Raw genomic sequence first — 23957 nt, 5'->3', positions numbered from 1 at the left:
TTATTTTATTGCGCTAGGATTCAGTTGCTCAAGCAGCAACATCACCATCAGAGCCGAGTGATAACCCGCTTTGACAATATAAGAGTCGAAATCCACTGGCGAGTCATTGTTGGCGTTATCCGATAAAGAGCGGATTACCACAAATGGCACTCCAAACTGATGACAAACTTGAGCGATAGCTGCGCCCTCCATCTCACAGGCAGCCATAGTCGGGAAGTTTTTGAGCATGGTTTGGGTCCGAACAGGATCGCAAATAAAGCTGTCGCCAGTACAAATCAAACCTTCAATCGCTTTGACTTCACCCAGTTGAGCAATCGCTTTGTTGGCTGCTTCAACTAAATGTGCGGCAGGAATAAACGCAGCAGGTTGCTGTGCCATTTGGCCAATTTCATAACCAAAGGCGGTAACATCCACATCATGGTGACGCACTTCAGAAGAAATCACGATATCGCCAATGGCTAGCGAATCCACAAAACCACCGGCAGAACCAGTATTGATCACCGCATCCGGCGCATATTTTTCGATGAGTAGCGTGGTCGCAATACTTGCGGCGACTTTACCTATGCCTGAGCGAGTTACTACTACGTCTTTACCCGCGAGAGTACCAGCAATAAATTCAATACCAGCAATGGTTTGCGATGTCGCATTTGTCATGGCGGCGATCAGGTGAGCGACTTCTGGCTCCATTGCGCCAATAATTCCAATTTTCATGGGAGACCTTTTTGATTCAACACTTAAAGAGTGGGACACGGTAATGCTGGCTAATATACCACACAGTTTTATGCAGTCGTTATGGCGAGATTGGGATTGCTTGATAATCGCGGGGTAAAAAGGTGGGAGGGTTAACGGAAAAGTGCATCCCTAAGATGCACGCTTTATCTATCTATTTTATCCATCAACCGATTGCGATAAGCCACAAGCAAATGGCTGAACTCGTTTGCACGAGTCCAGCCATTGGAGTGCTTGTTAAAATGACAAGGGTAAAATGTTTTTTACCGATAAAACAAACATGTTGGCGCTTAATCTATAGCGCTTAGTCTAAGTAGTTAAGAATACCTTGGGCGGCATCGCGACCTTCGGCAATGGCTGTCACGACTAAGTCAGAACCGCGCACCATATCACCACCGGCAAACACTTTCGGGTTTGTGGTTTGGAATGGGTTTTCATCTAACTTACTCGCTTTAACTCGGCCCCATTGATCTAGCTCGATACCGTGTTCGGCAAACCAAGGTGCTGGGCTAGGCTGGAAACCAAAGGCGATAATAATCGCATCGGCTTCGAGCAACTGTTCGCTACCTGCAATCGCTTCGGCCCGTTGACGACCGCTGGCATCGGCTTTGCCCATGGCGGTTTCGACGCATTCAATGCCAACTACTTTGCCATCTTGGGTTTTAATTGCCACAGGTTGACGGTTAAACAGGAAGTTAACTCCTTCCTCCCGCGCATTTTGCACTTCACGACGTGAGCCTGGCATGTTGGCCTCGTCCCGGCGGTAAGCACAGACTACGCTGCTTGCACCTTGTCTGACGGCTGTGCGCACACAATCCATCGCAGTATCACCACCGCCTAATACCACCACACGTTTACCTTCAAGGTTCAGGTAGGGCGTTTCAGCATTCTGAGTGCCCATTAAATGATGGGTGTTACCAATCAAATAGGGCAGGGCTTGGTATACGCCTTGGGCTTCTTCACCCTCAAGACCTGCTTTCATCGGGGTATAGGTGCCCATGCCGAGGAAGACGGCATCGTATTCTTCGAGCAGTTTAGTAAATGGGGTGTCCTTACCGACAGTGACACCGAGTTTGAACTCAATGCCCATGCCTTCTAATACACTGCGACGGGTCGCCATAACGGCTTTGTCGAGTTTAAAAGACGGAATACCGTAGGTGAGTAGACCACCAATTTGTGGATATTTATCAAAGACCACAGCTTTAACACCGTTGCGAGACAGAATATCCGCGCAGCCTAAACCCGCAGGACCCGCACCGACAATCGCCACTCGTTCAGGGCGTGGCGTGACCTTGCTCATATCGGGGCGCCAGCCTTGGGCGATCGCTGTGTCGGTAATGTATTTTTCGACATTACCGATAGTGACAGCGCCAAAGTCGTCGTTCAGAGTACAAGCACCTTCACAGAGTCTGTCCTGTGGACAAACACGGCCGCAGATTTCGGGCAGAGTGTTGGTCTCATGCACTAAATCTGCCGCTTCCATGATGCGACCTTGTTCCGCTAGCTTGAGCCAGTTAGGAATATAATTGTGTAGCGGGCACTTCCACTCACAATAAGGATTGCCGCAATCTAAACAGCGGTCCGCTTGCTCTGCCACTTGAGGCTGAGCAAAAGGCTGATAAATCTCAATAAACTGAGTCGCACGTTTAGCCGCAGGGTGTTTAGCGGGGTCTTTACGACCCACTTCAATAAATTGAAAATCGTTACTCATGCGCCATTACCCCGCTTTTACAACTAATTCTGGGCTCGATTTCTCTAATTTGAGCAGATCGGCCACGGCAATATTTTTAGGTTTTACTAATACGAAGCAATCTAACCAGTTACCAAAATCACTTAAGATCATCTTGGCATGTTCACTGCCCGTTTCGGCCACGTGGGCTTCAATCAGACCTTTTAAATGTTGTTGATGGATCGGTGATTCAAGTTTTTGAGTATCGACAAGCTCAGTATTCACACGGCGATTGAAGCGGCCGAATTGATCGAACACATAGGCAAAACCGCCTGTCATCCCAGCGCCGAAGTTCACCCCTGTTTTACCAAGGACAACCACAATGCCGCTGGTCATGTATTCGCAGCCGTTATCGCCAAGCCCTTCAACCACAGCAATCGCCCCAGAGTTACGGACTGCAAAACGCTCGCCCGCTTGACCTGCGGCGAAGAACTTGCCGCCCGTCGCGCCGTAAAGACACGTGTTACCGACAATGGCGCTGCGCTCACTTTGGAACGGGCTGCCAATAGGCGGGTATATGACAATCTGGCCGCCAGACATGCCTTTACCCACATAGTCGTTGGCATCGCCGCAGAGTTTTAACTCAAGGCCTAGGCTGTTCCACACGCCAAAGCTTTGGCCGGCACTGCCGTTAAAGCTCAGTTTGACCGGCGCTTTGGTGCCTTTGACGCCGAGTGTGCTCGCGATATAGCCTGACAACGTCGCGCCAACGGAACGGTCGGTGTTGTTGATGCTGTAAGCAGCATCGAAACTCTCGCCCTTATCGACGGCGCTTTGGCATTCGTTTAATAAATGCTGGTTAAGCAGCCCTAAATCCGCCGGTGGATTGGTTTCTTGCCAAGTGCGTGACGAGGTTGCAGGCACCTTGGGTTGATACAAAATCGGTGACAGATCTAAGCCTTGTTGCTTCGCGGTTTGGCCTTCGAGGGCATATAACCATTCGCTGCGACCGACTAAGTCTTCAAACTTGCTCACCCCTAAGGTCGCCATCCATTCACGAACTTCCTGTGCAACAAACTCAAAGTAAGTCATCACTCGCTCTGGCAGACCATGGTAATGGTTGTCGCGCAGGTTTTTATCTTGCGTTGCTACGCCAGTCGCACAGTTGTTCAAGTGGCAAATACGCAGGTATTTACAACCTAGGGCGATCATAGGCACAGTACCAAAACCAAAGCTTTCGGCGCCCAATAACGCGGCTTTAATCACATCGGTACCGGTTTTTAAGCCGCCATCGACCTGCAGGCGAATTTTATGGCGTAGACCATTTTCCACTAGCGATTGATGCACTTCTGCTAACCCTAGCTCCCATGGACTGCCCGCATATTTCACTGAGGTAATTGGGCTAGCACCTGTGCCGCCGTCATACCCTGAAATCGTGATCATGTCCGCATAGGCTTTGGCCACGCCGGTGGCGATAGTGCCCACACCGGGTTCTGACACAAGTTTCACTGAAATCAGCGCTTTAGTATTGATTTGCTTCAAGTCGAAAATCAGCTGGGCTAAATCTTCGATAGAGTAAATATCGTGGTGCGGCGGCGGTGAAATCAAGGTCACACCAGGACGTGCATGACGCAGTCCGGCGATTTCAACACTCACTTTATGGCCGGGTAACTGGCCACCTTCACCGGGTTTTGCCCCTTGGGCGACTTTAATCTGTAACACATCAGCATGAACTAAATAATGCGCCGTAACGCCAAAGCGTGCCGAGGCAATCTGCTTAATCGCAGAGTTGCGTTCAGTATTAAAGCGGCGAGCATCCTCACCACCTTCACCTGAGTTCGAGCGGCCACCTAAGCGGTTCATCGCGATAGCCAGCGCTTCATGGGCTTCAGGGCTCAAGGCGCCGATGCTCATGGCTGCGCTGTCAAAACGTGAATATAGATTTGATGCCGCTTCTACATCGGCGACATTAATCGATGTTTGTGCGCCCTTAATACCGATTAAGTCACGCAGTGTGGCCACGGGACGATTGTCGACGAGTTCGGTGAATTTTTTATAGCTCGCGAAGTCTTTGTCAATCAATGATGCTTGCAAGGTGTTGACCACATCAGGGTTGAAACAGTGATACTCGCCGCCCTCAACGTATTTCAGCAGGCCACCTTGCGGTAATGGCACATGGGCACGGTAGGCAGCTTTGTGCAGAATCGCTTGGTCTTGAGCGATGTCTGCAAAGCCTGCACCCTCGATGCGGCTAATTACGCCTTTAAAACACAGTTCGATCACTTCGCTGGCAATGCCTATGGCTTCAAATTGCTGACTGCAACGATAGGAGCCGACAGTGCTGATGCCCATTTTGGACATGATCTTACGCAAGCCTTTTTCGATGCCGTAGCGGAAGTTCAACATCAATGCCGTGGTATCGGTTAAGTCATGGCGTTTCGCCAGTTCGGAAATTGACTCATACACTAAATACGGATAAATCGCCGTGGCACCAAAGCCAAGCAATACAGCAAAGTGATGCGGATCTCGCGCCGATGCGGTTTCAACAATAATGTTGGTGTCGCAGCGCAGGCTCTTATTCACCAGCATTTGCTGCACAGAACCGACCGCCATGGCCGCGGGGATCACTTGCGCCGTTTTACCTATGGCTCTATCCGAAAGGATCAACAAAGTCGTGCCGCTGCGGGCTAAACGCTCGGCTTCGGCTGTGATACGGCGAATGGCACTTTCTAAGCCTTCCTGTGGTTCGTAATTTAAATCGACAATATTGGCGCGATAGTAAGTGCTATCTAATCCCAGTAACTGGTTAAAATCACTGAATAATAAAATAGGTGAATTGAACATTACCCGGTAAGCATGCCCAGTCGTTTCATTGAAGAGGTTCTGTTCACGGCCAATACAAGTGGTCAACGACATGACGTGCTTTTCACGTAAGGGGTCGATAGGTGGATTCGTTACTTGAGCAAATTTCTGCCTAAAATAGTCATACAGTGAACGTGACTTTTTCGACAATACCGCCATAGGTGTGTCGTCGCCCATGGAGCCTGTGGCTTCTTCACCTTGCTTCGCCAATACCCAAATGACTTGTTCTAATTCCTCACGGGTATAGCCAAATTGTTTTTGGTATTGCAGCAATAGCTCAGGGCTTAACTCGCTGGCACCGTGCTGCTCAGAGGCTAAATCTTCCGCTGGCGTTAAAGTACGGCTGTTTTTCGCCATCCACTCTTTGTAAGGGTGGCGGCGTTTAAGATCGTTATCAATTTCAAAAGATTGGTACAGGCGGCCGTTCAAGGTATCTAATACCAGCAATTCACCAGGCCCAACACGGCCTTTTTCGATGACTTCATCGGCGGCGTAATCCCAAATACCCACTTCGGAGGCTAAGGTCAAAATACGATCTTTTGTGATCACATAACGCGATGGACGCAGACCGTTACGGTCTACGGCGCAGGCGGCATGGCGACCGTTGGTCATCACAATACCAGCCGGACCATCCCAAGGCTCCATGTGCATAGAGTTAAAGTCGTAGAAGGCTTTTAATTCGTCATCCATTTCCGGATTACTTTGCCAAGCAGGCGGGATCAATAGACGCATTGCACGGTATAAGTCCATGCCACCGGATAACAGCATTTCCAGCATGTTATCTAAAGATGAAGAGTCTGAGCCTGTTTCATTCACAAAGGGAGCGGCCTGCTGCAAATCTGGCAGTAGCGGTGAATTAAACTTATAGGCACGGGCGCGGGCCCATTGACGGTTACCCGTAATCGTATTGATTTCGCCGTTATGGGCTAAATATCTAAACGGCTGAGCTAATGGCCATTTAGGAGAAGTATTCGTTGAGAAACGTTGATGGAATAGGCATATAGAGCTTTTTAAGCGAATGTCCGCGAGATCGGGATAAAACGCGGGCAAGTCCACAGGCATCATCAGACCTTTATAGACGATAACTTGGCCAGATAAACTTGCGACATAGAAGTCTTTGTCGTCGGTGATTTGCTGCTCTAAGCGGCGACGCGCCATATAAAGGCGGCGTTCCAAGTCTTTTTCACGCCAGCCAATGGGGGCGTTGATCAGCACTTGATAGATTTGTGGCAGGCTAGCCTTGCCAATTTCACCTAACACATCGGGATTGACAGGCACCTTGCGCCAGCCTGCAATACTTAAGGTTTCACGCTCGAGTTCGCGCTCAAGAATAAACTTGGCTTGGTCAGCCAGTTCATCATCTTGACTTAAAAACAGCATACCTACGGCAAATTTTCTGCTCAAATGCCAATCATTTTCCGCGGCAATCGCTTCAAAAAATTGCACGGGTAATTGCATTAATAAACCACAGCCGTCGCCAGTGCGACCGTCGGAGGCAATGCCCCCTCGGTGCTTCATGCGATCTAGACCATGGATTGCCGTGCGCACTATACGGTGGCTGGCTTCGCCATCCATCTGTGCTATCAACCCAAAACCACAATTGTCCCGCTCAAAACTGGGATGATATAAGCTCATACAAAAACCTCCCTAGACCTCAACTGATTACTACTCGGGGAGAAAATGTAAAGACTTTCTATAGATATGCACCCGAACCACCCAAATTAGCCTGAGATTCAATAAAGGTCAAACCAAAAATTTGCATAAAACATGGGTATTAATTCATGTTTCATACACAAATCACAATTGCCTTACGTTAACGTCAACAGTAAAATGTGCTGTATAACATTATGAATAAAAAGAATTTTAAAAATGAGGAAACTGTGGGTTTACCAAAATGCAACATGCAGGTGGGATTGTTTTTGATTTAGAAATAGTGATTTTTATTGCAAACACAGTGGTTAAATAAAAAATTATAATTGTTGAATTATTATTCATTGCCGGTGTGAGCAAGATCTCAGTGGTTAGTGTGTTAATTTGAGGATGCGCACATTTATGATAATAACGGTATGAGTCAGGCGGGAATTTGATGTAGCGCCAAGAAAACTCTCGCTACCTTATTTACACTAAGCTTTTTCTTCTATTTGTTCACGTATTTTCTTTTCTATTTGTGATTTTATCTTGGTTATTCTCAATGAAGCGATATGAAATTTGGTGGGTGCTCTGATGGGGCTTGATGCATATGTGAACACCTTTGGTGCCGTTTGTAAGGCGCGATATGGCACCCGACTGCGAAAACTCACTATAGATGCCAAGTTTACTTGCCCTAACCGTGACGGCACTTTAGGGCGCGGAGGTTGTACTTTCTGTAATGTGGCGTCATTTAGCCATCAAACCGCCGAACTATTGAGTATTACTGAGCAACTCGAACAGGGTAAGAGCCGCTATCGTGAGGCGAAGCCTCAGGCACAAGCCGATAAATTTATTGCTTATTTTCAAGCTTACACTAGCACTTATGATGAATATCAAGTGTTAATGGCTAAGTACGATGAAGCGGTTAAAGATGGCGAGATAGTCGGTTTATGTGTTGGAACTCGCCCCGATTGTGTGCCGAATAATGTACTGGATTTACTGGCGCGTTATCAGGCAAATGGTGTCGATGTGTGGTTAGAACTCGGGTTGCAAACAGCCAAAGATGAAACACTGCGTAGAATTAACCGTGGCCATGATTTCGCCTGTTATTGTGACACTGTGTCTAGGGCGAGAGCTCGCGGTCTTAAGGTGTGCACTCATCTCATTCTTGGTTTACCCGATGAAACCCATAGCGATTATATGGCGACTTTAGCTGCTGTATTGCAGCATGGCGTTGATGGCTTGAAGCTACATCCTTTGCATATCGTCGAAGGTAGCACTATGGCTAAGTCGTGGCGAAGTGGGCGCTTACCTTTATTGAGTCTTGAGGATTATGCCCACAGTGTCGGCGAGATGATCCGCCATACCCCCCTAGACGTGATTTTTCACCGTGTCACCGCTTATGCGAAAAAGCCTATGCTATTAGCACCCGATTGGTGTGCCTATCGTTGGGATGGATTGGTGGCGATTGTGGATAATTTGCAGCATTATGGTGGACAAGGGCACGCATTAGCGCAACGATAGAGGCAAGTTAGTGGGATAAATTTACTCCCTAAATGTTATGTCGTCGCTATTATTTCGTAAGCGTTTATTTACGACTATTAGTTTGTTTTTTGTTAATTTTAATCTGAATTAGACCATGAATATCGCTATAAGTTGCACTGACAATTTTAGTGGGTATCATGTGATAAATTCGTTTTAAGCATTGAACCACTTAAGGGAGGCCTTATGGCCACAGTTGAATTAGAAGCAATCCTAGATCTCAATACTCTCGAACAGTACTGCAGCGCCATTGGTGCCGGTACCTTACTCAAGAGTGTGGTGTTATTTGAGCAGTTAATGCCTGAATATGTTGGAAATCTAGTGAAAGCTAACGACGCAGCAGACAAAGATACCTTATGTTCAGAAGCACATAAATTTAAAGGTGCTGCAGGTTCTGTGGGGTTAAAACGTATTCAGCAGATCGCCCAGTTATTACAGCATGGCGAAGAAGCAAGATGGGATGCTGAACATGGCTCTTGGGTTGCTGACATCGTTGAACACGCGAGTGCAGATTTACAACAGTTAAAGTTATTCCTCCAAGCCAAAGCATAAAATATTACTTGCTAAGGTAAGTTAAGGCGCAGCGATAATGTCTATTGTTGCGCTCAATTGAGTGAATCTTGCATTGGTTTTACGATTAAGTTTATTGTTTTCGACATTTTCTTGTTAGCGCTTTTCCCATCTTATTTTGTTACTCCCACTTAAGTTTTACGGCGAACCGATTGAATATCGATTCGGGTCACAATCCTGATATCTTATGCCGCGTTATTGCTCATCACTTATGCTAAAGTAGATTTAATTTCTTAATTCATAACCTTCATGGCAATCGAGAAAATGAAAAGTTTACCTAGCTTAAAAAACTTATTCTATTTGGTGAATCTCCATCAAGAGCAGAATTTTAACCGCGCCGCTAAGGTGTGTTTCGTCAGTCAATCAACACTTTCAAGTGGGATCCAAAACCTAGAAGAGCAGTTAGGGCATCAGTTGATTGAGCGAGACCATAAGTCATTTATGTTTACCGCCATTGGTGAAGAAGTGGTGCAGCGCGCCCGTAAAATTCTCACTGATGTGGATGATTTGGTGGAATTAGTGAAAAATCAAGGTGAGCCGATGACGGGGGATATTCGCTTAGGCTGTATTCCAACCATAGCGCCTTTCCTATTGAGTCGTGTGATCCGCCAGTGTCAGCAATCTTATCCGGCGATGAGTTTATTATTGAAGGAAGATACCACTGAGCGTTTGTTAGATGCTTTGGGGAAAGGAGAGCTGGACTTATTAATCCTAGCGCTACCCGTTGATACTAGCGGTTACCACAGCATGAAAGTGGGCATAGATCCTTTCAAAATGGTGGCCCACAAAGATTTAGCGGGTGGCATACATCAACCTATTGATTATCAAACTCTGCCGGACGAGAGTATTTTTCTTCTGCAAAGTGAGCATTGCATCACAGGCCATGCTATTACTGCATGTCAGCTAGGTGATAGTGCGAAAGTCAATCCGTTTGCCGCCACCAGTTTGCATACTTTAGTGCAGATGGTGAACAGTAAACTGGGCACCACGTTTCTTCCGCAAATGGCCATTGACGCGGGTATTTTGAATGACACAGATTTAGTGGTGATGACGCCACCGGGTGAGGCACCTTACCGTGATATCGGCCTTGTCTGGCGTCAAACCACCAGTCGGATCTTAACTTTCCGCACTTTAGGTTTAATGATCCAAAAATTATTAGCTAAGGACGAGGAATAAACTGACTGTAACTGCAAAGCATTAATTCAAGCTAAAGCTTAAAGTCGATTACAAATCAGAGCGGGGAAACGCCAAACACTTCAATTGAGTGTTGTTTCCCTTTGAGTTTGACTGGGCCTAGATTTGATAGGTGATACTGAGTGTTGGGGTTATCTAAACGTCCTGCGAGTGCGCCTGAAATCAACATGCGCTGTCCTAGTGGATTACATTGATCTTGCAGTCTTGCTAAGGTATTGAGCACGTCACTAAAGAAACTAATTTCTTGTTTCTGTACACCAACAACTGCAGCGACGACTTGGCCACAATGGGCCGCCGCTTTAAATTTCGGCACAAAGCCATAATGCTCTTCAAAGTAGCGGCGTTGCCAGTTCAGTTGTTGGCTAAATTCAAAATAAATATTCATGCAGCGGTCGTGAACTATCCCTTCTTCTAATGGCCAGTGAAGCAGCACTGCATCTCCCATATAGCGGTAGATTTCAGCTTCGTTATTGGACACTGTATCTGAAAGTAAACTAAAGCTGTCTTGGATCAATCGACTAAAGCGGTAATCGCCAAGTGATTCGGCATGTGTGGTTGAGGCGACCATGTCTAAATAGAGGAATAAGCGCTGCTCATATCTTGGCTTGTGGTATTTACCAAGGCCTATGTTGAGTAAAATACGCGGCCCGACTAATAATGCCATTTGCTCGACAAAAGCTAAGCTGACTCGTACAACGACCAAATATACGATCAATGCTTGGAATGAAGGACTATAGAGAATGTGCGCCGTCAGCATTTGTCTGAGGGTCGACATGTGATTTTCGATGGCCCACATATTTAAAAACTGAGTCATGTAAGCTAACGTCGTAGCACCCAGTAATAAAAACAAGCCCTTAAAGATGACTGAAAACACATAGGGGAGGCGATTGATTGCACTGAAATCGGCAATGACGTTCGACATCCAATGTAAGCTGCCAAAAATTATCCCCATGTAGATAGCAAGTGTTGCGAGATCAGCCGAACTTACCGCCCATTGGGGCAGTTCTGGTGATTGGGCATATCGAAAAAACACGAATGCAGCCATGGCAATCGCCCAAGCTAAAATCGCAAAAAGGAGTTTTTTCGCTTGTCTACGTGCTCTCACTGCTTGATTGGTATCCGAATACGGCTGTGATTTCAGGATGCCGTAGTTTATAGAAAAGAGTCACCTTAGTGCCAGTGAAATTTGTGATCTGGATCAATCCAAGTCCATATCGTTACTAAAAATTAACCAAATACCTTATTAAGTATCATAGCAGTGAAACTGGTCTTTAAATAAAAGCCCCTAGGGTTGGTCATTTTGAGGCTACCATCTTCGGCAATGCTTTGTGTTAACGCCTTACTATTAGCGGCCTTAGGGCGCAATTGCAGCACTTCGCCGTGGCGCGCTGTAAGCCTCTCTACTTTTCCGAGGGCGATAAGCTCCATGATCTCTTCCCAATCCTGTTGCAGTAATTGCAACTCGTGCGGATCTGGTTCCCACAATATTGGCGTACCTATACGGCGCTCACCCACAGGAATATGCCTCTCTCCTTCAACGGGTACCCAAAGTACTCGCTGTAACTTATGGCAGACTAAGCTGTTTTGCCAGGTTAATCCTTGGATATTTGATAGCGGCGCCACGCAGACATAAGTGGTCTCCAGCGGTCGCCCCTGTGTATCAATGGGGATAGTTTTAAGCTCGACCCCTAAATGCAGAAAATCTTGCTCAGGTTTAGAACCCGCCGTTGCGCCTAATTCCATTTCGATTAATTGACCGACCCAACCTTTATCGCGTTTAAGATCCTTGGGAACACGAATGCTTCTTTGGCTTGCTATCTGCGCCAAACTCACGCCCGCCATCATGTTGGCACGTTCGAGTAGTTCAGATAGATTTTCAGGGGGGATAATTCGATTCATGGCTGGATTTTACTTAAAAATAACCGCTTAGCAATGGTGGTTAAAAAATGAGCCCTACAGGGTGGATTAACTTGTACCGAATGTTTTTATTCTAAGTGACTGATTTTAAATTTTATATCCGTGTTAACCCCCGTTTTGCAAAAAAGTGTTCAAAGTTACTCTCTGCTTTCCCTTGCGTTCCCCACATACTTATCCACAGATATTATGGATAACTCAGTAAAGTGAGCCTCTTAACCTAATAAAAACCCTAAGTCAATGCGAATAAAGTGCATTTATTCTGGCTTTTGTGGACAGTTGTGGACACTATTTGTGTATAAAGTTGAGTAATATCGCGAGAATGATAGAAATACTTCTTGCTGGTCAAATAATGAGCTTTATTGGTTTTTTAGTCTAAAATAAATCATGATTAATATGCAAGTTTATGAATTTGTTTGCTATTAAGTTTTAACGCTAAATTTTAAAAACGATGGTAAATAGATGTTTTTTGAACGTTATAACAAGTTCACCTGAGTTTCAAACAGAGATATCCACAGAAAATGTGGATATCCCTGGATTCCATCCCCTAGCATTGTTGATAAATGTCTTTTAAGTCAGATGTTATCCAAAGCTTAGGATAAAATAGAGGTTTGCTGAGAGACTAGCTTTATGAAACAATCAGTTTATTAAAATTTAATGTGATTTGGAGTCCATGTGATTGATAGCGACGGCTTTCGCGCAAATGTGGGCATTATAATTTGTAACAGATATGGCCAAGTCATGTGGGCTAGACGTTTCGGTCAACACTCATGGCAATTTCCTCAAGGTGGCGTCGATGATGGCGAGACAGCAGAAGAGGCTATGTACCGTGAGTTGTATGAAGAAGTGGGCCTAAGACCTGAACACGTGCATATATTAACCTCGACCCGTTCTTGGTTGCGCTATCGTTTGCCAAAGCGTTTAGTGAGGCAAGACAGTAAACCTGTGTGTATCGGGCAAAAACAAAAGTGGTTTCTGTTACAACTGAAAAGCCAAGATAGTGCGATTAATTTGAGTTCTTCTGGGCATCCTGAATTTGACGATTGGCGCTGGGTAAGTTATTGGTATCCTGTGCGGCAAGTTGTGTCATTTAAGCGTGATGTTTATCGTAAGGTGATGAAAGAGTTTGCGGTAACGGCATTGTCATTCCAAACCCTAGAAATACCTAGGAAACGGGGAAGACAAAAAACAACGGGCTGATTTTCAAAAGAGGATTGAAAACAGTGTTAAATACGCTTAGGGATATTACTCAGGCTGTGGCATCTGCCCACAGTTTGGAAACCGCATTAGAAATCTTAGTTTCATCGACTAAAGCGGCGATGGAAACCCAATGTTGCTCCATCTATATCCTAGAAGAGCAAGAACTCGTGTTATCTGCAACCGATGGTCTTGAAAAAAGCGCCGTTGGTCGAGTACGTATGCCGCTGACTGAAGGTTTAGTTGGACTTGCTGCCCAGCGAGAAGAGGCCGTTAATTTAGCGGATGCTCGGCTTCATCCAAGGTTTAAGCTTTTTCCTGAAGTCGCCGAAGAAGAATACCGCGCTTTTTTAGCTGTACCTATTATCTACCAGAAGGCTGTGGTTGGGGTGATAGTGGTACAGCAGGCGAGTGCTCGCCAATTCAGTGAGGGCGAAGAAGCCTTCCTGATGACGCTCGCCGCCCAATTAGCGATGGCGGTGCGTGGGTTAAAACAAAAAGCTCAAGTCAGCTCCCATCATCAACAAATTCTGTTTCAAGGTACTTCAGCGTCAAACGGTATCGCCATTGCGTATGCGTTCGTACTTGGTGGGGAAATTCCCCTTGAACAGCCTGAGGTGCGTTCTGACGATATTGCCTATGAATCGAGTCGCTTAACCACGGCTATGGTGCGTTGTAAAGAAGCGATAGGTGCCTTATCTCAACGGTTTGATCGCGAGCAAGATGACGAAGTTGTCTCCATTTTCAATGCATTACAGTTACTGCTCGATGATGCTAGTTTAGGCGGCGAATATACCCGTGAAGTGCAATTAGGCTGGGCTGCTGAGTCGGCGGTGAGCCGAGTGTCTCTACGTTATATTCAACAGTTTTTAGCAATGGAAGACCCTTACCTTAAGGAGCGGGCTAGCGATATTCGCGACTTAGGTCAAAAAGTATTGCGCCAACTTATTGAGCCAGAACGTCTAGAGCTTGAGCCCGATAAACCTGTAATCCTCATTACCCGTGAAGCCGATGCGACTATGTTGGCTGAGTTCCCAAGGCAAAAGCTTGCGGGTATTGTCACGGAGCTTGGTGGCGTAAACTCCCATGCCGCTATTTTAGCCCGCGCCTTAGGTGTGCCTGCAATCACAGGTGTAGAGCAACTGTTATCCGCCAATATTGACCAAAAACTTTTAGTCGTAAACGCAAGCCGTGGTCAGTTATTGGTGTCGCCATCACCTGCGATTGTCGGTGAGTATCGTAGCCTGATTTCGGCACAAAAAGCCTTGCAACGCCAGTATGCCCAAGAATTAGCGCTGCCTTCTGTAACCTTAGATGGTTCACGTATTCGCTTGTATCTCAATGCGGGATTACTCAGTGGTGTGGCCTCTGAAATTGCAGAGGGCGCCGACGGTATTGGGCTTTATCGCACTGAAATTCCTTTTATGTTACAACAGCGCTTCCCGAGTGAATCTGAGCAAGTCAAAGTCTATCAACAGGTCTTATCGGCAGCGTCCGGTCGACCTGTGGTGATGCGTACTTTAGATGTGGGAGGCGATAAACCTTTACCGTATTTCCCGATTAAAGAAGACAATCCTTTCCTTGGATGGCGCGGTATTCGCTTGTCTCTGGATCATCCTGAGCTGTTTTTGGTGCAGTTACGGGCCATGCTACAGGCTGGGGGAGACGGTAAACAGTTAAGTATTTTGCTGCCTATGGTCAGCAACTTAGATGAAATCGATCAATCCTTAGAATATTTGCAACAAGCCTATGTCGAATTAAAAAACGATGTTAACAGCGACATAGTGATGCCACGAATAGGCATTATGCTCGAAGTGCCCGCCATGCTATATCAGTTGGATGATGTGGCAAAACGAGTGGATTTTGTCTCTGTTGGTAGTAATGATTTAACCCAATATTTACTGGCTGTTGACCGTAATAACCCGCGGGTGAGCTCGTTATTTGACAGTTATCATCCTGGAATATTGCGGGCTTTGCATCAGGCGCACCTCGATTGTCGATACCATAAACTCGATATTAGTATCTGTGGAGAGCTCGCGGGCGAACCTATGGGGGCCATTTTGCTGGTGGCTATGGGATACGATCAGTTGAGTATGAATCAGGGCAGTTTAGCGCGGATCAATTATCTATTGCGACGTGTTGCGCGGGCCGATTTAGATCAATTACTTGCTAAAGCGCTGAGCCTATCAAACGGCTTCCAAGTGCGTGAGCTGGTTAAAGAATATTTGACCCAGCAGGGTCTTGCAACAATTCTTAATTAACTAATGCTGTGTTTTGCTTTAAGCTAAGGCCCTCAATTTATCACGCTGTAGGTACTCGTGTGGATAGTTTGTTGTTGGTGTTCTTTATTTGCTTGGCTTTAGGCGCATTTGTCGGCTTTATGGCAGGATTATTAGGTATCGGTGGCGGCTTGATTGTAGTGCCTGCACTGCTTTATATTTTGCCATCGGTCGGTATTAGCTCTACTCAGCTCCCCCATATTGCAATTGCCACTTCGCTCGCAGCCATTATTCTCACCTCTATTTCGTCGGCACGTGCCCACCATAAGCGTGGCAATGTGCCTTGGGATTTATTCAAATCAATGTTACCGGGCCTGATTATAGGCGCGCTGGCTTCAGGTTTTATTGCTGAGCGTATTCCCGCTGATAAGTTACAACAAGGTTTTGCCATCTTTGTTATTTTAATGACAATTCAAATGGCTTATCCCGTTAAGGCCGAATCAAATCGTCAATTACCTAATTCAGTAGTGCTTTTTGTTGTATCGGCTTTTGTTGCGGTTTTGGCAGGTTTGACCGGGATAGGTGGCGGTATACTGATAGTGCCATTTTTGACTTTTTATGGTTTACAGATGCGTCAAGCCGTGGGTTTTTCTGCTGCGATGGGCTTCTTAATCTCTCTTTCTGGCAGTTTCGGCTATATTATTGCAGGAATGAATGCCCCTGAGTTGCCCTATGGTACCTTAGGCTATATCTATTTACCTGCATTGTTTGGTTTAGTGATTACTTCTGTCTTGATGGCGCCTGTGGGGGTAAAAGCGGCGAGCACTTGGCCAACACCTGTACTTAAAAAGATATTTGCATTGTTACTTCTATGTGTCGGCCTTAAGTTAATTCTGACCTAGTTTTTATGTTTATCTTTGTTTTAGGCTGCTAATGGATGTGTTATGGCGTTGAGTTTCCCCAATATCGATCCCGTGATCGTTTCATTTGGACCGTTTAATCTTTTTGGACAAACCTTTGAACCGGCACTGCGTTGGTATGGTTTTACCTATTTAGTCGGATTTGTTGCGGCCATGTGGTTGTTGAACCGCCAAGCCGACCGTTCAAAGGGGATATGGACGCGGGAGCAAGTTTCAGATTTACTCTTTTACGGTTTTCTTGGGGTGATTTTAGGTGGCCGTATCGGTTACGTGCTTTTTTATCATTTCGATTATTTCCTCGCCAGTCCCCTCTATTTATTTAAAATCTCCGAAGGTGGCATGTCCTTCCACGGCGGTTTGATGGGCGTGATTACGGCGATGCTCTATATCGCGTGGAAACAAAAACGTACTTTTTTTGCTGTCGCCGATATGGTGGCACCTGTTGTGCCTATTGGTTTAGGCGCTGGTCGTATTGGTAACTTTATCAACGGCGAGCTTTGGGGACGAACCACTGATCTGCCTTGGGCTATGGTGTTTCCAACTGGTGGGCCTGACCCACGTCATCCATCCCAGTTGTATCAGTTCGCCCTTGAAGGCGTAGCATTATTCCTATTACTTTACTGGTTTAGCAAACGTACCGATAAAGTCGGTGCAGTCTCTGGTATGTTCTTAGTCGGTTACGGTATGTTCCGTATTATGGTTGAAACTGTGAGGCAACCCGACACACAGTTGGGACTCTACTGGGGATTTATGACTATGGGGCAGATACTCTCTGTGCCTATGGTGTTAATCGGTTTGTACTTGATTTTTCGTAAGCAAGGTAAGCAGCAATGAAACAATATTTAGACTTAATGAAGCACATATTAGCCGAAGGCGTGAATAAATCGGATCGCACAGGTACTGGGACTCGCTCGGTATTTGGCTATCAAATGCGCTTCGATTTGAGCAAAGGTTTTCCTTTGGTGAGCACCAAAAAATGCCATATGCGCTCTATCATCCATGAATTGCTGTGGTTTCTGAAGGGTGAAACTAACGTTGCCTATTTACGCGAAAACAAGGTCAGCATTTGGGATGAATGGGCCGATGATAATGGCGATTTGGGCCCAGTTTATGGTGCCCAGTGGCGCAGTTGGCCAACCCAGAGTGGTGATGCTATCGATCAGATTTCGCAAGTTATCGCCCAGATAAAATCTCAGCCAGATTCTCGCCGTCTTATCGTTTCTGCGTGGAACGTGGGCGAACTGGATAAAATGGCTTTGGCACCGTGCCATGCGTTTTTTCAGTTCTATGTAGCTGATGGCAAATTATCTTGTCAGCTGTATCAGCGTAGTTGTGATGTGTTTCTTGGTTTGCCATTTAATATTGCCAGTTATGCTTTGTTAACTATGATGGTCGCCCAGCAATGTGACTTGGCCTTAGGTGATTTTGTGTGGACGGGTGGCGATACCCATTTATATTCTAATCATATGGAACAGACGGCACTGCAGTTAAGTCGTGATCCAAAACCGTTGCCGACCATGACTATTGTACGCAGACCTGAGTCGATTTTTGACTATCAATTCGATGATTTTGAATTAACAAACTACGCTCCACACCCTCATATCAAAGCCCCTGTTGCTGTGTGATGCATGTTTTTTAGCCTAACACTTCGGGATAACCGAGGTGTTAGGGAGAAACTTACGATTATATTTGTTATTACAATTCGTCTACACTCAATTCATTATGATTTTTAGGAGTGCAAGATGGAAAAAGCAATTAGAAATTTTCTGAGCCAAGAGTCGGCTGGCGGTATCCTACTATTGGTTGCTGTTGCCTTAGCCATGCTGATGGCCAATTCCCCCTTATCTGGACTTTATCAAGGCTTTTTAGGCACTGACGTTCAAGTCAAAATTGGCGAGCTCAATATACACAAGCCACTCATCCTGTGGATAAACGATGGCTTGATGGCCATATTCTTTTTGCTGATTGGTTTAGAAGTGAAACGTGAGTTACTTGAAGGCGCCTTATCGAGTGTCGCCCAAGCTTCCCTGCCTACCTTTGCAGCCATTGGCGGCATGTTAGTCCCTGCTGGTGTGTACTTACTGTTTAACTACGGTGATCCTGTCACACAAGCGGGCTGGGCGATTCCTGCCGCGACCGATATTGCCTTTGCCTTAGGTATTATGGCGCTGCTCGGAAGCCGCGTTCCTGTTTCACTGAAAGTCTTTTTACTTGCTTTAGCTATCATCGATGACTTAGGCGTCATAGTGATTATCGCGCTGTTTTACAGTACTGACTTATCAACCATCAGTTTAGTGATTGCCAGTTTAGCGATTGCGGGCTTGGTCGGGTTAAACCGCAAAGGGGTTACTTCACTTTTACCCTATGGCATCTTAGGGTTAATTCTTTGGGTTGCCGTACTCAAGTCTGGAGTGCATGCGACTCTGGCTGGCGTCATCATTGCTTTTTGTATTCCATTGCGGGCAAAGGATGGCAGTTCACCCTCAGAAGGCTTAGAGCATAGTTTGCATCCTTGGAGTACTTTCCTCATTTTGCCAGTGTTTGCTTTTGCCAATGCGGGCGTTTATGTCGGCAATATGAATTTGGAGACGTTAATTTCTCCTGTTCCTGTTGGTATTGCATTGGGCCTGATGTTAGGTAAGCCAATCGGTGTAATGTTATTTAGCTTTATTGCGGTGAAACTAAAATTAGCGCAATTGCCCGATGGCGTAGGTTGGAAGCAAATTGCCCCCGTCGCTGCCATGTGCGGTATTGGTTTTACTATGTCTATGTTTATTGCGTCGTTAGCCTTTGAACATGCAGACCCTATGTACGGTGACTTAGCACGCCTAGGGACCTTAATCGGTTCGATTATGGCAGCGTTAGTCGGGTATTTCTGGTTATCAAAAGTGTTACCTAATAAAGGAGTATAACTATGATAAAGTTGAAATTAATGGGAATAGCAACGCTCTTATGTTTATCGACATCCGCGACGGCATCGCAAATTTCGGCCTGTAATCAGGATGCAAACTCGCAGACTTGCCAAAGCTATCTTGAAGGGATAGTGGATGGCGCTTTGATGTTTAAATCTGATTCCTTAGGGGCGAGATTAGAAACTAATGGTTATGAATCGAGGGCACTTAAGTATCGCGGTGGTAAACGTTTCCAAGAAGCGAATCGAACCTATTGCGCCGAACGTATTCCAGAACGTAACGTTTTAGTTTCAGGAGTCACTGAAGCGGTAAGTCTGGGGAATGCTGCCGATTTGGAGCAGTTACAAGGCATAGTTACTAACTTACTCGACTGCCAGCGTTTAAAGTAACTTGACTGGGAATCATCAGGTTTTTAATCATCTGATTTTAAACTAATCGAGTTTAAAATAACACAGTAACCCCTCAGCGCTTTGGCGTTTGAGGGAGCATTAACAGCGGGTTAGCATGCTGCACTTGAATTATAACCACTTGTATTATTTTTGGATGATTAAGAAAAAGGGCTCAGTCGCGAAGGCGGCCGAAGCCCTATGTTTGACGCCGCAAACGATAACGGGGCAAATTCGTGCCTTAGAAGATAGGTTAAACGGCAGTCTGTTCAAGCGAGTCGGGCGGACATTGGAGGCGACAGAGTTAGGTGAATTGGTGTTTCGCTACGCCGATAAGATGTTTAGCCTTAGCTATGAAATGCTCGATTTACTTAACTATCAAAAAGCGGATGCCATGTTATTCGAGGTGGGTATTGCCGATGCCTTATCTAAAGCTTTAGTCAGCCGAGTTTTATTATCTGTAGTGCCTAATGACAATTCTATGCACTTAGCCTGCTATGAGGCGACTCACGAGAGCCTAATGGCGCGTTTACGTGAGCATAAACTGGATATGATCCTTTCGGATTGTGCAGGTGAGTCACTGAAATACCCTGAAATTTTATCTAAAAAATTGGGCGAGTGTGGCGTGAGTTTTTTCTCCGCTGAGACTTATAGCGCAGATTTTCCAGCCTGTTTAGAGCAAGGCCAGCTATTAATTCCTGGCCGCAGAACATCACTTGGACAACAGCTATATCGCTGGTTTGACGAGCAAAACCTTAAAGTCAGTATTTTGGGCGAGTTCGATGATGCGGCCATGATGAAGGCCTTTGGTTACCTTAAACGAGGTATTTTTGTCACACCGTCGATTTATCGCCAAGAAGTGATTTCCCATGGTATGAATTTGCTCGGTGAAACTACCGATGTGAAAGAGGAATACCATGTGATGTTTGCCGAACGTATGATCCAACATCCTGCGGTAAAGCGATTATTGGATACAGATTTTAGCGATCTCTTTGAGGGGCTCGATACGCAAGTACAACAATGCTAATTTTGTAAGTCAATATGAAGGGTTAATCGACACTTTAGTCAGTGAACTGATAGACTAATGCCAAATCTGTGTTGGGAGAAATACCTTGGAATTAATGAACATCGCAAGGGTTCGCTGGGCATGTCGCCGTGGGATGCTGGAATTAGACGTCTTGCTTCAACCTTTTGTTGAAAACTTCTATCAAGAAATGTCCGATGAAGATAAAACCGTGTTTATCCGTTTGTTGGAATGTGAAGATCCAGAATTGTTTGCTTGGTTTATGGGCCATGAAGTGTGCCCTGATACTGAACTGGCTCGTATGATAGTAAAAGTCCGTGGAAGACCGGCACCATAGTTTCAGCGTAAAAGCTTCTTTCGACCAACGACTCTCGTTGGTCGTTTTTATTTGTGTCTGTTCTAGCTCATTTCTGCTTTGGCCCCAAAGCGACATTATCGCCTTATCTCTGCTTAAATATTTGTTTATCGTACTTGTCAGTATTTTTTTGCTGTCGCAGTTGTGGCGACTGCAGCATTGGCGTTTAGATTTTGTGCTGAGTGATAAAGGCGAGGGACGTTTGTCAACGGGGGAGCACTTTCAGGTACTAAAACGCACTTGGGTCACGCCCTTTGTTTGCTTGATTTATATCGAAGTGGATACTCAGCTACGGCTCTTGCTGGTTTGGGCTGATATGTTAGACGATACTGACTATCGACATTTATGTCGGCTGTTGCTGCGGGCTAAAATGCAACAGGCTAAACCTCATTCTGAGATTTAGTCTGTTTATGATGAAGTCACCTATGCGTATGCGGTTACTTTTCTGGTAGTAAAATTGTTGGGCGAGGCGCGTCTAATTTCTCTGGATGATCGATATTAAAATGCAGCCCACGGCTTTCTTTACGCTCCATGGCACAGCGAATAATTAATTCGGCCACTTGCACTAAGTTACGTAATTCGAGCAAGTTATTGCTAACCCTGAAGTTACTGTAATATTCCTGAATTTCTTGCTGTAACATCAGGCATCGGCGCAGTGCTCGCTCCAGACGTTTATCAGAGCGTACAATTCCAACGTAGTCCCACATGAATAACCGCAGTTCGTGCCAGTTATGGGCGATGACCACTTCCTCATCCGAGTTCGACACTTTACTTTCATCCCATGCGGGTATTTGTCCCGGGATTTGAATTTTATGCAGTTGGCTTTCTATGTCCTGTGACGCCGCACGGGCAAACACTAAACATTCGAGTAACGAGTTACTCGCCAGACGATTGGCACCATGTAAGCCCGTATAGGCGACTTCACCAATAGCATAGAGACCATTGAGATCCGTCTGACCGTGCATATCTGTCATTACACCACCGCAGGTATAGTGTGCGGCGGGTACCACAGGAATCGCATCTTTAGTGATATCGATTCCCAGCTCTAAGCAACGGCTATAGATGGTCGGAAAATGCTTCATCACAAAGTCAGCATCTTTATGGCTGATATCCAGATATACACAGTCGGCACCGAGACGTTTCATCTCATAGTCGATGGCGCGGGCAACGATGTCACGGGGAGCGAGTTCAGCGCGTTCATCAAAGTCCGGCATAAAGCGGCTGCCATCAGGACGACGCAGATAAGCCCCTTCACCACGCAGGGCTTCGGTGAGTAAGAAGTTGCGCGCATCTGCGTGGTACAAACACGTCGGATGGAATTGGTTGAACTCCATATTCGCCACGCGGCAACCTGCACGCCATGCCATGGCAATACCATCACCACTAGCGACATCGGGGTTTGAGGTATATTGATAAACCTTAGAGCTACCGCCTGTTGCTAACGCAACAAACTTGGCCTTAACGGTTTCGACGTGCTCTTCATTGCGATTCCACACATAAGCGCCTAACACACGATTACCTGGGCGATTTAACTTACGGGTGGTGATGAGGTCGATGGCGTTATAGCGTTCTAAAACTTGAATATTGGGGTGGGCGAGTGCGCGCTCTTGCAGTGTGGTTTGCACTTCTTTGCCTGTGGCATCGGCAGCGTGCAGAATACGTCTGTGGCTATGGCCGCCTTCACGGGTTAAATGGTAAGGTGCGTCTTTTGCATTACCGTCAGTGGTTTCTTCTTTATCGAAGGCAACGCCACATTCGATAAGCCATTGCATCGCACTCTTGGCATTTTCAGCCGTGAAAGTGACAACGTCTTTGTCACATAAACCCGCCCCTGCGATTAAGGTGTCTGCAACATGGGATTCGATAGTGTCACTTTCGTCGAAGACGGAGGCGATACCGCCTTGGGCGTAGTAAGTCGACCCTTCCGAGAGTGGGCCTTTTGAAAGCAGAATTACTTTTGCTTTTTCAGCAAGATGCAAAGCTAGTGTCAGACCTGCGGCACCGCTACCTATGACTAATATGTCAGATTGGTGTTCAACTACTTGTTTCATCGGGTATCATGATGTGACTGAAGAGTGCCAACTATGGTAAACCAACTCACCGATTATGGGTACTTTCCTTTTTACCTTACTTTTTTTGTATAATTTTTAGAACTTTTTCAAAGCCCGCGAGTCTACATAAGTGAATATGATTCGAGCGACTGAGAAATCAGCATTTTAGATTTAGGAGAAGTCGGCTCGGATGAGTGGACAATTAAGTGATCAACAATTAGTTGAGCGCGTACAACAAGGTGATAAAAACGCTTTTAACCTGTTAGTGCTTAAATATCAAAGTAAAGTCATTAGCTTGATATCCCGTTATGTACGGAACCAAGCGGACGTTGCTGATGTGGCACAGGAAGCGTTTATCAAAGCTTACAGAGCTTTGCCAAACTTTCGCGGTGAAAGTGCATTTTATACTTGGTTGTACCGCATCGCAGTAAACACTGCGAAGAATTATCTCGTATCACAGGGGCGTAGAACGCCTGCGAATGATGTTGATGCAGAAGATGCCGAATATTACGAAGGCAGTGACGCGCTGAAGGAGTTTGCCTCCCCAGAACGGCTAATGTTATCGGATGAAATCAAAAAAGTGATTTTCGATACATTAGAGACCTTGCCTGAAGAATTACGAATGGCCATCTCATTGCGTGAACTCGATGGTATGAGTTACGAAGATATTGCCATAGTCATGGATTGTCCTGTCGGGACCGTAAGATCGCGTATCTTCCGAGCTCGAGAGGCAATCGATAAAAAGCTCCAGCCGTTGCTGGAAGCCTAAATTCTTATTTTAAGA

20 protein-coding genes are annotated in these 23957 nt (G+C 45.9%); 14 read left to right on the top strand and 6 right to left on the bottom strand.

Annotation, left to right across the window (positions count from 1 at the left end):
• The 3 genes from L5M10_RS10785 to gltB all read right to left on the bottom strand — a co-directional run bounded on the left by L5M10_RS10785 (window position 1) and on the right by gltB (window position 6895).
• A complete protein-coding gene (locus tag L5M10_RS10785) occupies window positions 1-711 on the bottom strand; it encodes a 5'-methylthioadenosine/adenosylhomocysteine nucleosidase (RefSeq protein ID WP_263255254.1) in 711 nt (236 codons plus the stop codon).
• 322 nt (window positions 712-1033) lie between these two features.
• Window positions 1034-2440 carry an FAD-dependent oxidoreductase gene (locus tag L5M10_RS10780; RefSeq protein WP_263255253.1) on the bottom strand — a complete coding sequence of 469 codons (1407 nt, stop codon included), beginning with the start codon at window positions 2438-2440 and terminating at the stop codon, window positions 1034-1036.
• A 6-nt stretch (window positions 2441-2446) separates the two neighbouring features.
• Window positions 2447-6895 (bottom strand): glutamate synthase large subunit, encoded by a 4449-nt coding sequence (gene gltB / locus L5M10_RS10775; protein ID WP_263255252.1) that lies wholly within the window; start codon window positions 6893-6895, stop codon window positions 2447-2449.
• A 588-nt stretch (window positions 6896-7483) separates the two neighbouring features.
• Between gltB and L5M10_RS10770 the strand changes: the two genes are divergently transcribed.
• From L5M10_RS10770 to oxyR, 3 genes are all read left to right on the top strand, one after another.
• The gene (locus L5M10_RS10770; RefSeq protein WP_173246136.1) at window positions 7484-8413 is read left to right on the top strand and encodes a TIGR01212 family radical SAM protein; all 930 of its coding nucleotides are present in this window, start codon (window positions 7484-7486) and stop codon (window positions 8411-8413) included.
• A 204-nt stretch (window positions 8414-8617) separates the two neighbouring features.
• On the top strand, window positions 8618-8983 hold the full coding sequence (locus L5M10_RS10765; RefSeq protein ID WP_028760840.1) for an Hpt domain-containing protein: 366 nt from the start codon (window positions 8618-8620) through the stop codon (window positions 8981-8983).
• 282 nt (window positions 8984-9265) lie between these two features.
• Window positions 9266-10177 carry a hydrogen peroxide-inducible genes transcriptional activator OxyR gene (oxyR, locus tag L5M10_RS10760; RefSeq protein ID WP_028760839.1) on the top strand — a complete coding sequence of 304 codons (912 nt, stop codon included), beginning with the start codon at window positions 9266-9268 and terminating at the stop codon, window positions 10175-10177.
• Between the two features lie 55 nt (window positions 10178-10232).
• Here the strand turns inward: oxyR and L5M10_RS10755 are convergent, their stop codons facing one another.
• Window positions 10233-11300 carry an adenylate/guanylate cyclase domain-containing protein gene (locus L5M10_RS10755; RefSeq protein ID WP_105249866.1) on the bottom strand — a complete coding sequence of 356 codons (1068 nt, stop codon included), beginning with the start codon at window positions 11298-11300 and terminating at the stop codon, window positions 10233-10235.
• A 122-nt stretch (window positions 11301-11422) separates the two neighbouring features.
• On the bottom strand, window positions 11423-12094 hold the full coding sequence (mutH, locus tag L5M10_RS10750; protein ID WP_131523041.1) for a DNA mismatch repair endonuclease MutH: 672 nt from the start codon (window positions 12092-12094) through the stop codon (window positions 11423-11425).
• Between the two features lie 690 nt (window positions 12095-12784).
• On the opposite strand from mutH, the gene rppH reads away from it, so the two are divergent.
• The 10 genes from rppH to L5M10_RS10700 all read left to right on the top strand — a co-directional run bounded on the left by rppH (window position 12785) and on the right by L5M10_RS10700 (window position 21525).
• Window positions 12785-13309 (top strand): RNA pyrophosphohydrolase, encoded by a 525-nt coding sequence (gene rppH / locus L5M10_RS10745; RefSeq protein ID WP_006080762.1) that lies wholly within the window; start codon window positions 12785-12787, stop codon window positions 13307-13309.
• 23 nt (window positions 13310-13332) lie between these two features.
• The gene (gene ptsP / locus L5M10_RS10740) at window positions 13333-15567 is read left to right on the top strand and encodes a phosphoenolpyruvate--protein phosphotransferase (RefSeq protein ID WP_105249864.1); all 2235 of its coding nucleotides are present in this window, start codon (window positions 13333-13335) and stop codon (window positions 15565-15567) included.
• A 59-nt stretch (window positions 15568-15626) separates the two neighbouring features.
• A complete protein-coding gene (locus L5M10_RS10735; RefSeq protein WP_028760835.1) occupies window positions 15627-16427 on the top strand; it encodes a sulfite exporter TauE/SafE family protein in 801 nt (266 codons plus the stop codon).
• A gap of 42 nt (window positions 16428-16469) precedes the next feature.
• Window positions 16470-17279, top strand: a complete 810-nt coding sequence (lgt, locus tag L5M10_RS10730) for a prolipoprotein diacylglyceryl transferase (RefSeq protein ID WP_028760834.1) — start codon at window positions 16470-16472, stop codon at window positions 17277-17279.
• Window positions 17276-18070: a thymidylate synthase gene (gene thyA, locus L5M10_RS10725; RefSeq protein ID WP_263180807.1), complete on the top strand. Its 795-nt coding sequence runs from the start codon at window positions 17276-17278 to the stop codon at window positions 18068-18070. The genes lgt and thyA overlap by 4 nt, the downstream gene beginning before the upstream one ends.
• Before the next feature lie 117 nt (window positions 18071-18187).
• Entirely contained in the window at window positions 18188-19357 is a 1170-nt protein-coding gene (gene nhaA / locus L5M10_RS10720; protein ID WP_028760832.1) for a Na+/H+ antiporter NhaA, read from the top strand.
• Window positions 19358-19359: 2 nt separating this feature from the next.
• On the top strand, window positions 19360-19746 hold the full coding sequence (locus L5M10_RS10715) for a hypothetical protein (protein ID WP_212599984.1): 387 nt from the start codon (window positions 19360-19362) through the stop codon (window positions 19744-19746).
• Between the two features lie 115 nt (window positions 19747-19861).
• Window positions 19862-20770: a transcriptional activator NhaR gene (nhaR, locus tag L5M10_RS10710; RefSeq protein ID WP_028760830.1), complete on the top strand. Its 909-nt coding sequence runs from the start codon at window positions 19862-19864 to the stop codon at window positions 20768-20770.
• A gap of 85 nt (window positions 20771-20855) precedes the next feature.
• Window positions 20856-21104 (top strand): succinate dehydrogenase assembly factor 2, encoded by a 249-nt coding sequence (locus L5M10_RS10705; RefSeq protein ID WP_028760829.1) that lies wholly within the window; start codon window positions 20856-20858, stop codon window positions 21102-21104.
• Window positions 21085-21525, top strand: a complete 441-nt coding sequence (locus tag L5M10_RS10700) for a protein YgfX (RefSeq protein ID WP_263255251.1) — start codon at window positions 21085-21087, stop codon at window positions 21523-21525. Before L5M10_RS10705 ends, L5M10_RS10700 begins: the two co-directional genes overlap by 20 nt.
• A gap of 34 nt (window positions 21526-21559) precedes the next feature.
• Here L5M10_RS10700 and nadB read toward each other — a convergent pair whose 3' ends face one another.
• Window positions 21560-23173 (bottom strand): L-aspartate oxidase, encoded by a 1614-nt coding sequence (nadB, locus tag L5M10_RS10695; protein WP_168823426.1) that lies wholly within the window; start codon window positions 23171-23173, stop codon window positions 21560-21562.
• A gap of 190 nt (window positions 23174-23363) precedes the next feature.
• Between nadB and rpoE the strand changes: the two genes are divergently transcribed.
• On the top strand, window positions 23364-23942 hold the full coding sequence (gene rpoE / locus L5M10_RS10690) for an RNA polymerase sigma factor RpoE (protein WP_028760826.1): 579 nt from the start codon (window positions 23364-23366) through the stop codon (window positions 23940-23942).
• Window positions 23943-23957: the final 15 nt, after the last annotated feature.

Origin of the sequence: Shewanella sp. SM32, from assembly GCF_025654235.1 — a bacterium.
Lineage (GTDB): Bacteria > Pseudomonadota > Gammaproteobacteria > Enterobacterales > Shewanellaceae > Shewanella > Shewanella oncorhynchi.
The sequence above is the reverse complement of the archived record's forward strand: the minus strand, read 5'-3'. Positions and strand labels throughout refer to the sequence as shown.

Excerpts from the sequence above, each read along its gene's own strand:
- L5M10_RS10785 (WP_263255254.1), bottom strand. The coding sequence starts at position 711 with ATGAAAATTGGAATTATTGGCGCAATGGAGCCAGAAGTCGCTCACCTG.
- L5M10_RS10780 (WP_263255253.1), bottom strand. The coding sequence starts at position 2,440 with ATGAGTAACGATTTTCAATTTATTGAAGTGGGTCGTAAAGACCCCGCT.
- gltB (WP_263255252.1), bottom strand. The coding sequence starts at position 6,895 with ATGAGCTTATATCATCCCAGTTTTGAGCGGGACAATTGTGGTTTTGGG.
- L5M10_RS10770 (WP_173246136.1), top strand. The coding sequence starts at position 7,484 with ATGGGGCTTGATGCATATGTGAACACCTTTGGTGCCGTTTGTAAGGCG.
- L5M10_RS10765 (WP_028760840.1), top strand. The coding sequence starts at position 8,618 with ATGGCCACAGTTGAATTAGAAGCAATCCTAGATCTCAATACTCTCGAA.
- oxyR (WP_028760839.1), top strand. The coding sequence starts at position 9,266 with ATGAAAAGTTTACCTAGCTTAAAAAACTTATTCTATTTGGTGAATCTC.
- mutH (WP_131523041.1), bottom strand. The coding sequence starts at position 12,094 with ATGAATCGAATTATCCCCCCTGAAAATCTATCTGAACTACTCGAACGT.
- lgt (WP_028760834.1), top strand. The coding sequence starts at position 16,470 with ATGGCGTTGAGTTTCCCCAATATCGATCCCGTGATCGTTTCATTTGGA.
- thyA (WP_263180807.1), top strand. The coding sequence starts at position 17,276 with ATGAAACAATATTTAGACTTAATGAAGCACATATTAGCCGAAGGCGTG.
- nhaA (WP_028760832.1), top strand. The coding sequence starts at position 18,188 with ATGGAAAAAGCAATTAGAAATTTTCTGAGCCAAGAGTCGGCTGGCGGT.
- L5M10_RS10715 (WP_212599984.1), top strand. The coding sequence starts at position 19,360 with ATGATAAAGTTGAAATTAATGGGAATAGCAACGCTCTTATGTTTATCG.
- nhaR (WP_028760830.1), top strand. The coding sequence starts at position 19,862 with ATGCTGCACTTGAATTATAACCACTTGTATTATTTTTGGATGATTAAG.
- nadB (WP_168823426.1), bottom strand. The coding sequence starts at position 23,173 with ATGAAACAAGTAGTTGAACACCAATCTGACATATTAGTCATAGGTAGC.
- rpoE (WP_028760826.1), top strand. The coding sequence starts at position 23,364 with ATGAGTGGACAATTAAGTGATCAACAATTAGTTGAGCGCGTACAACAA.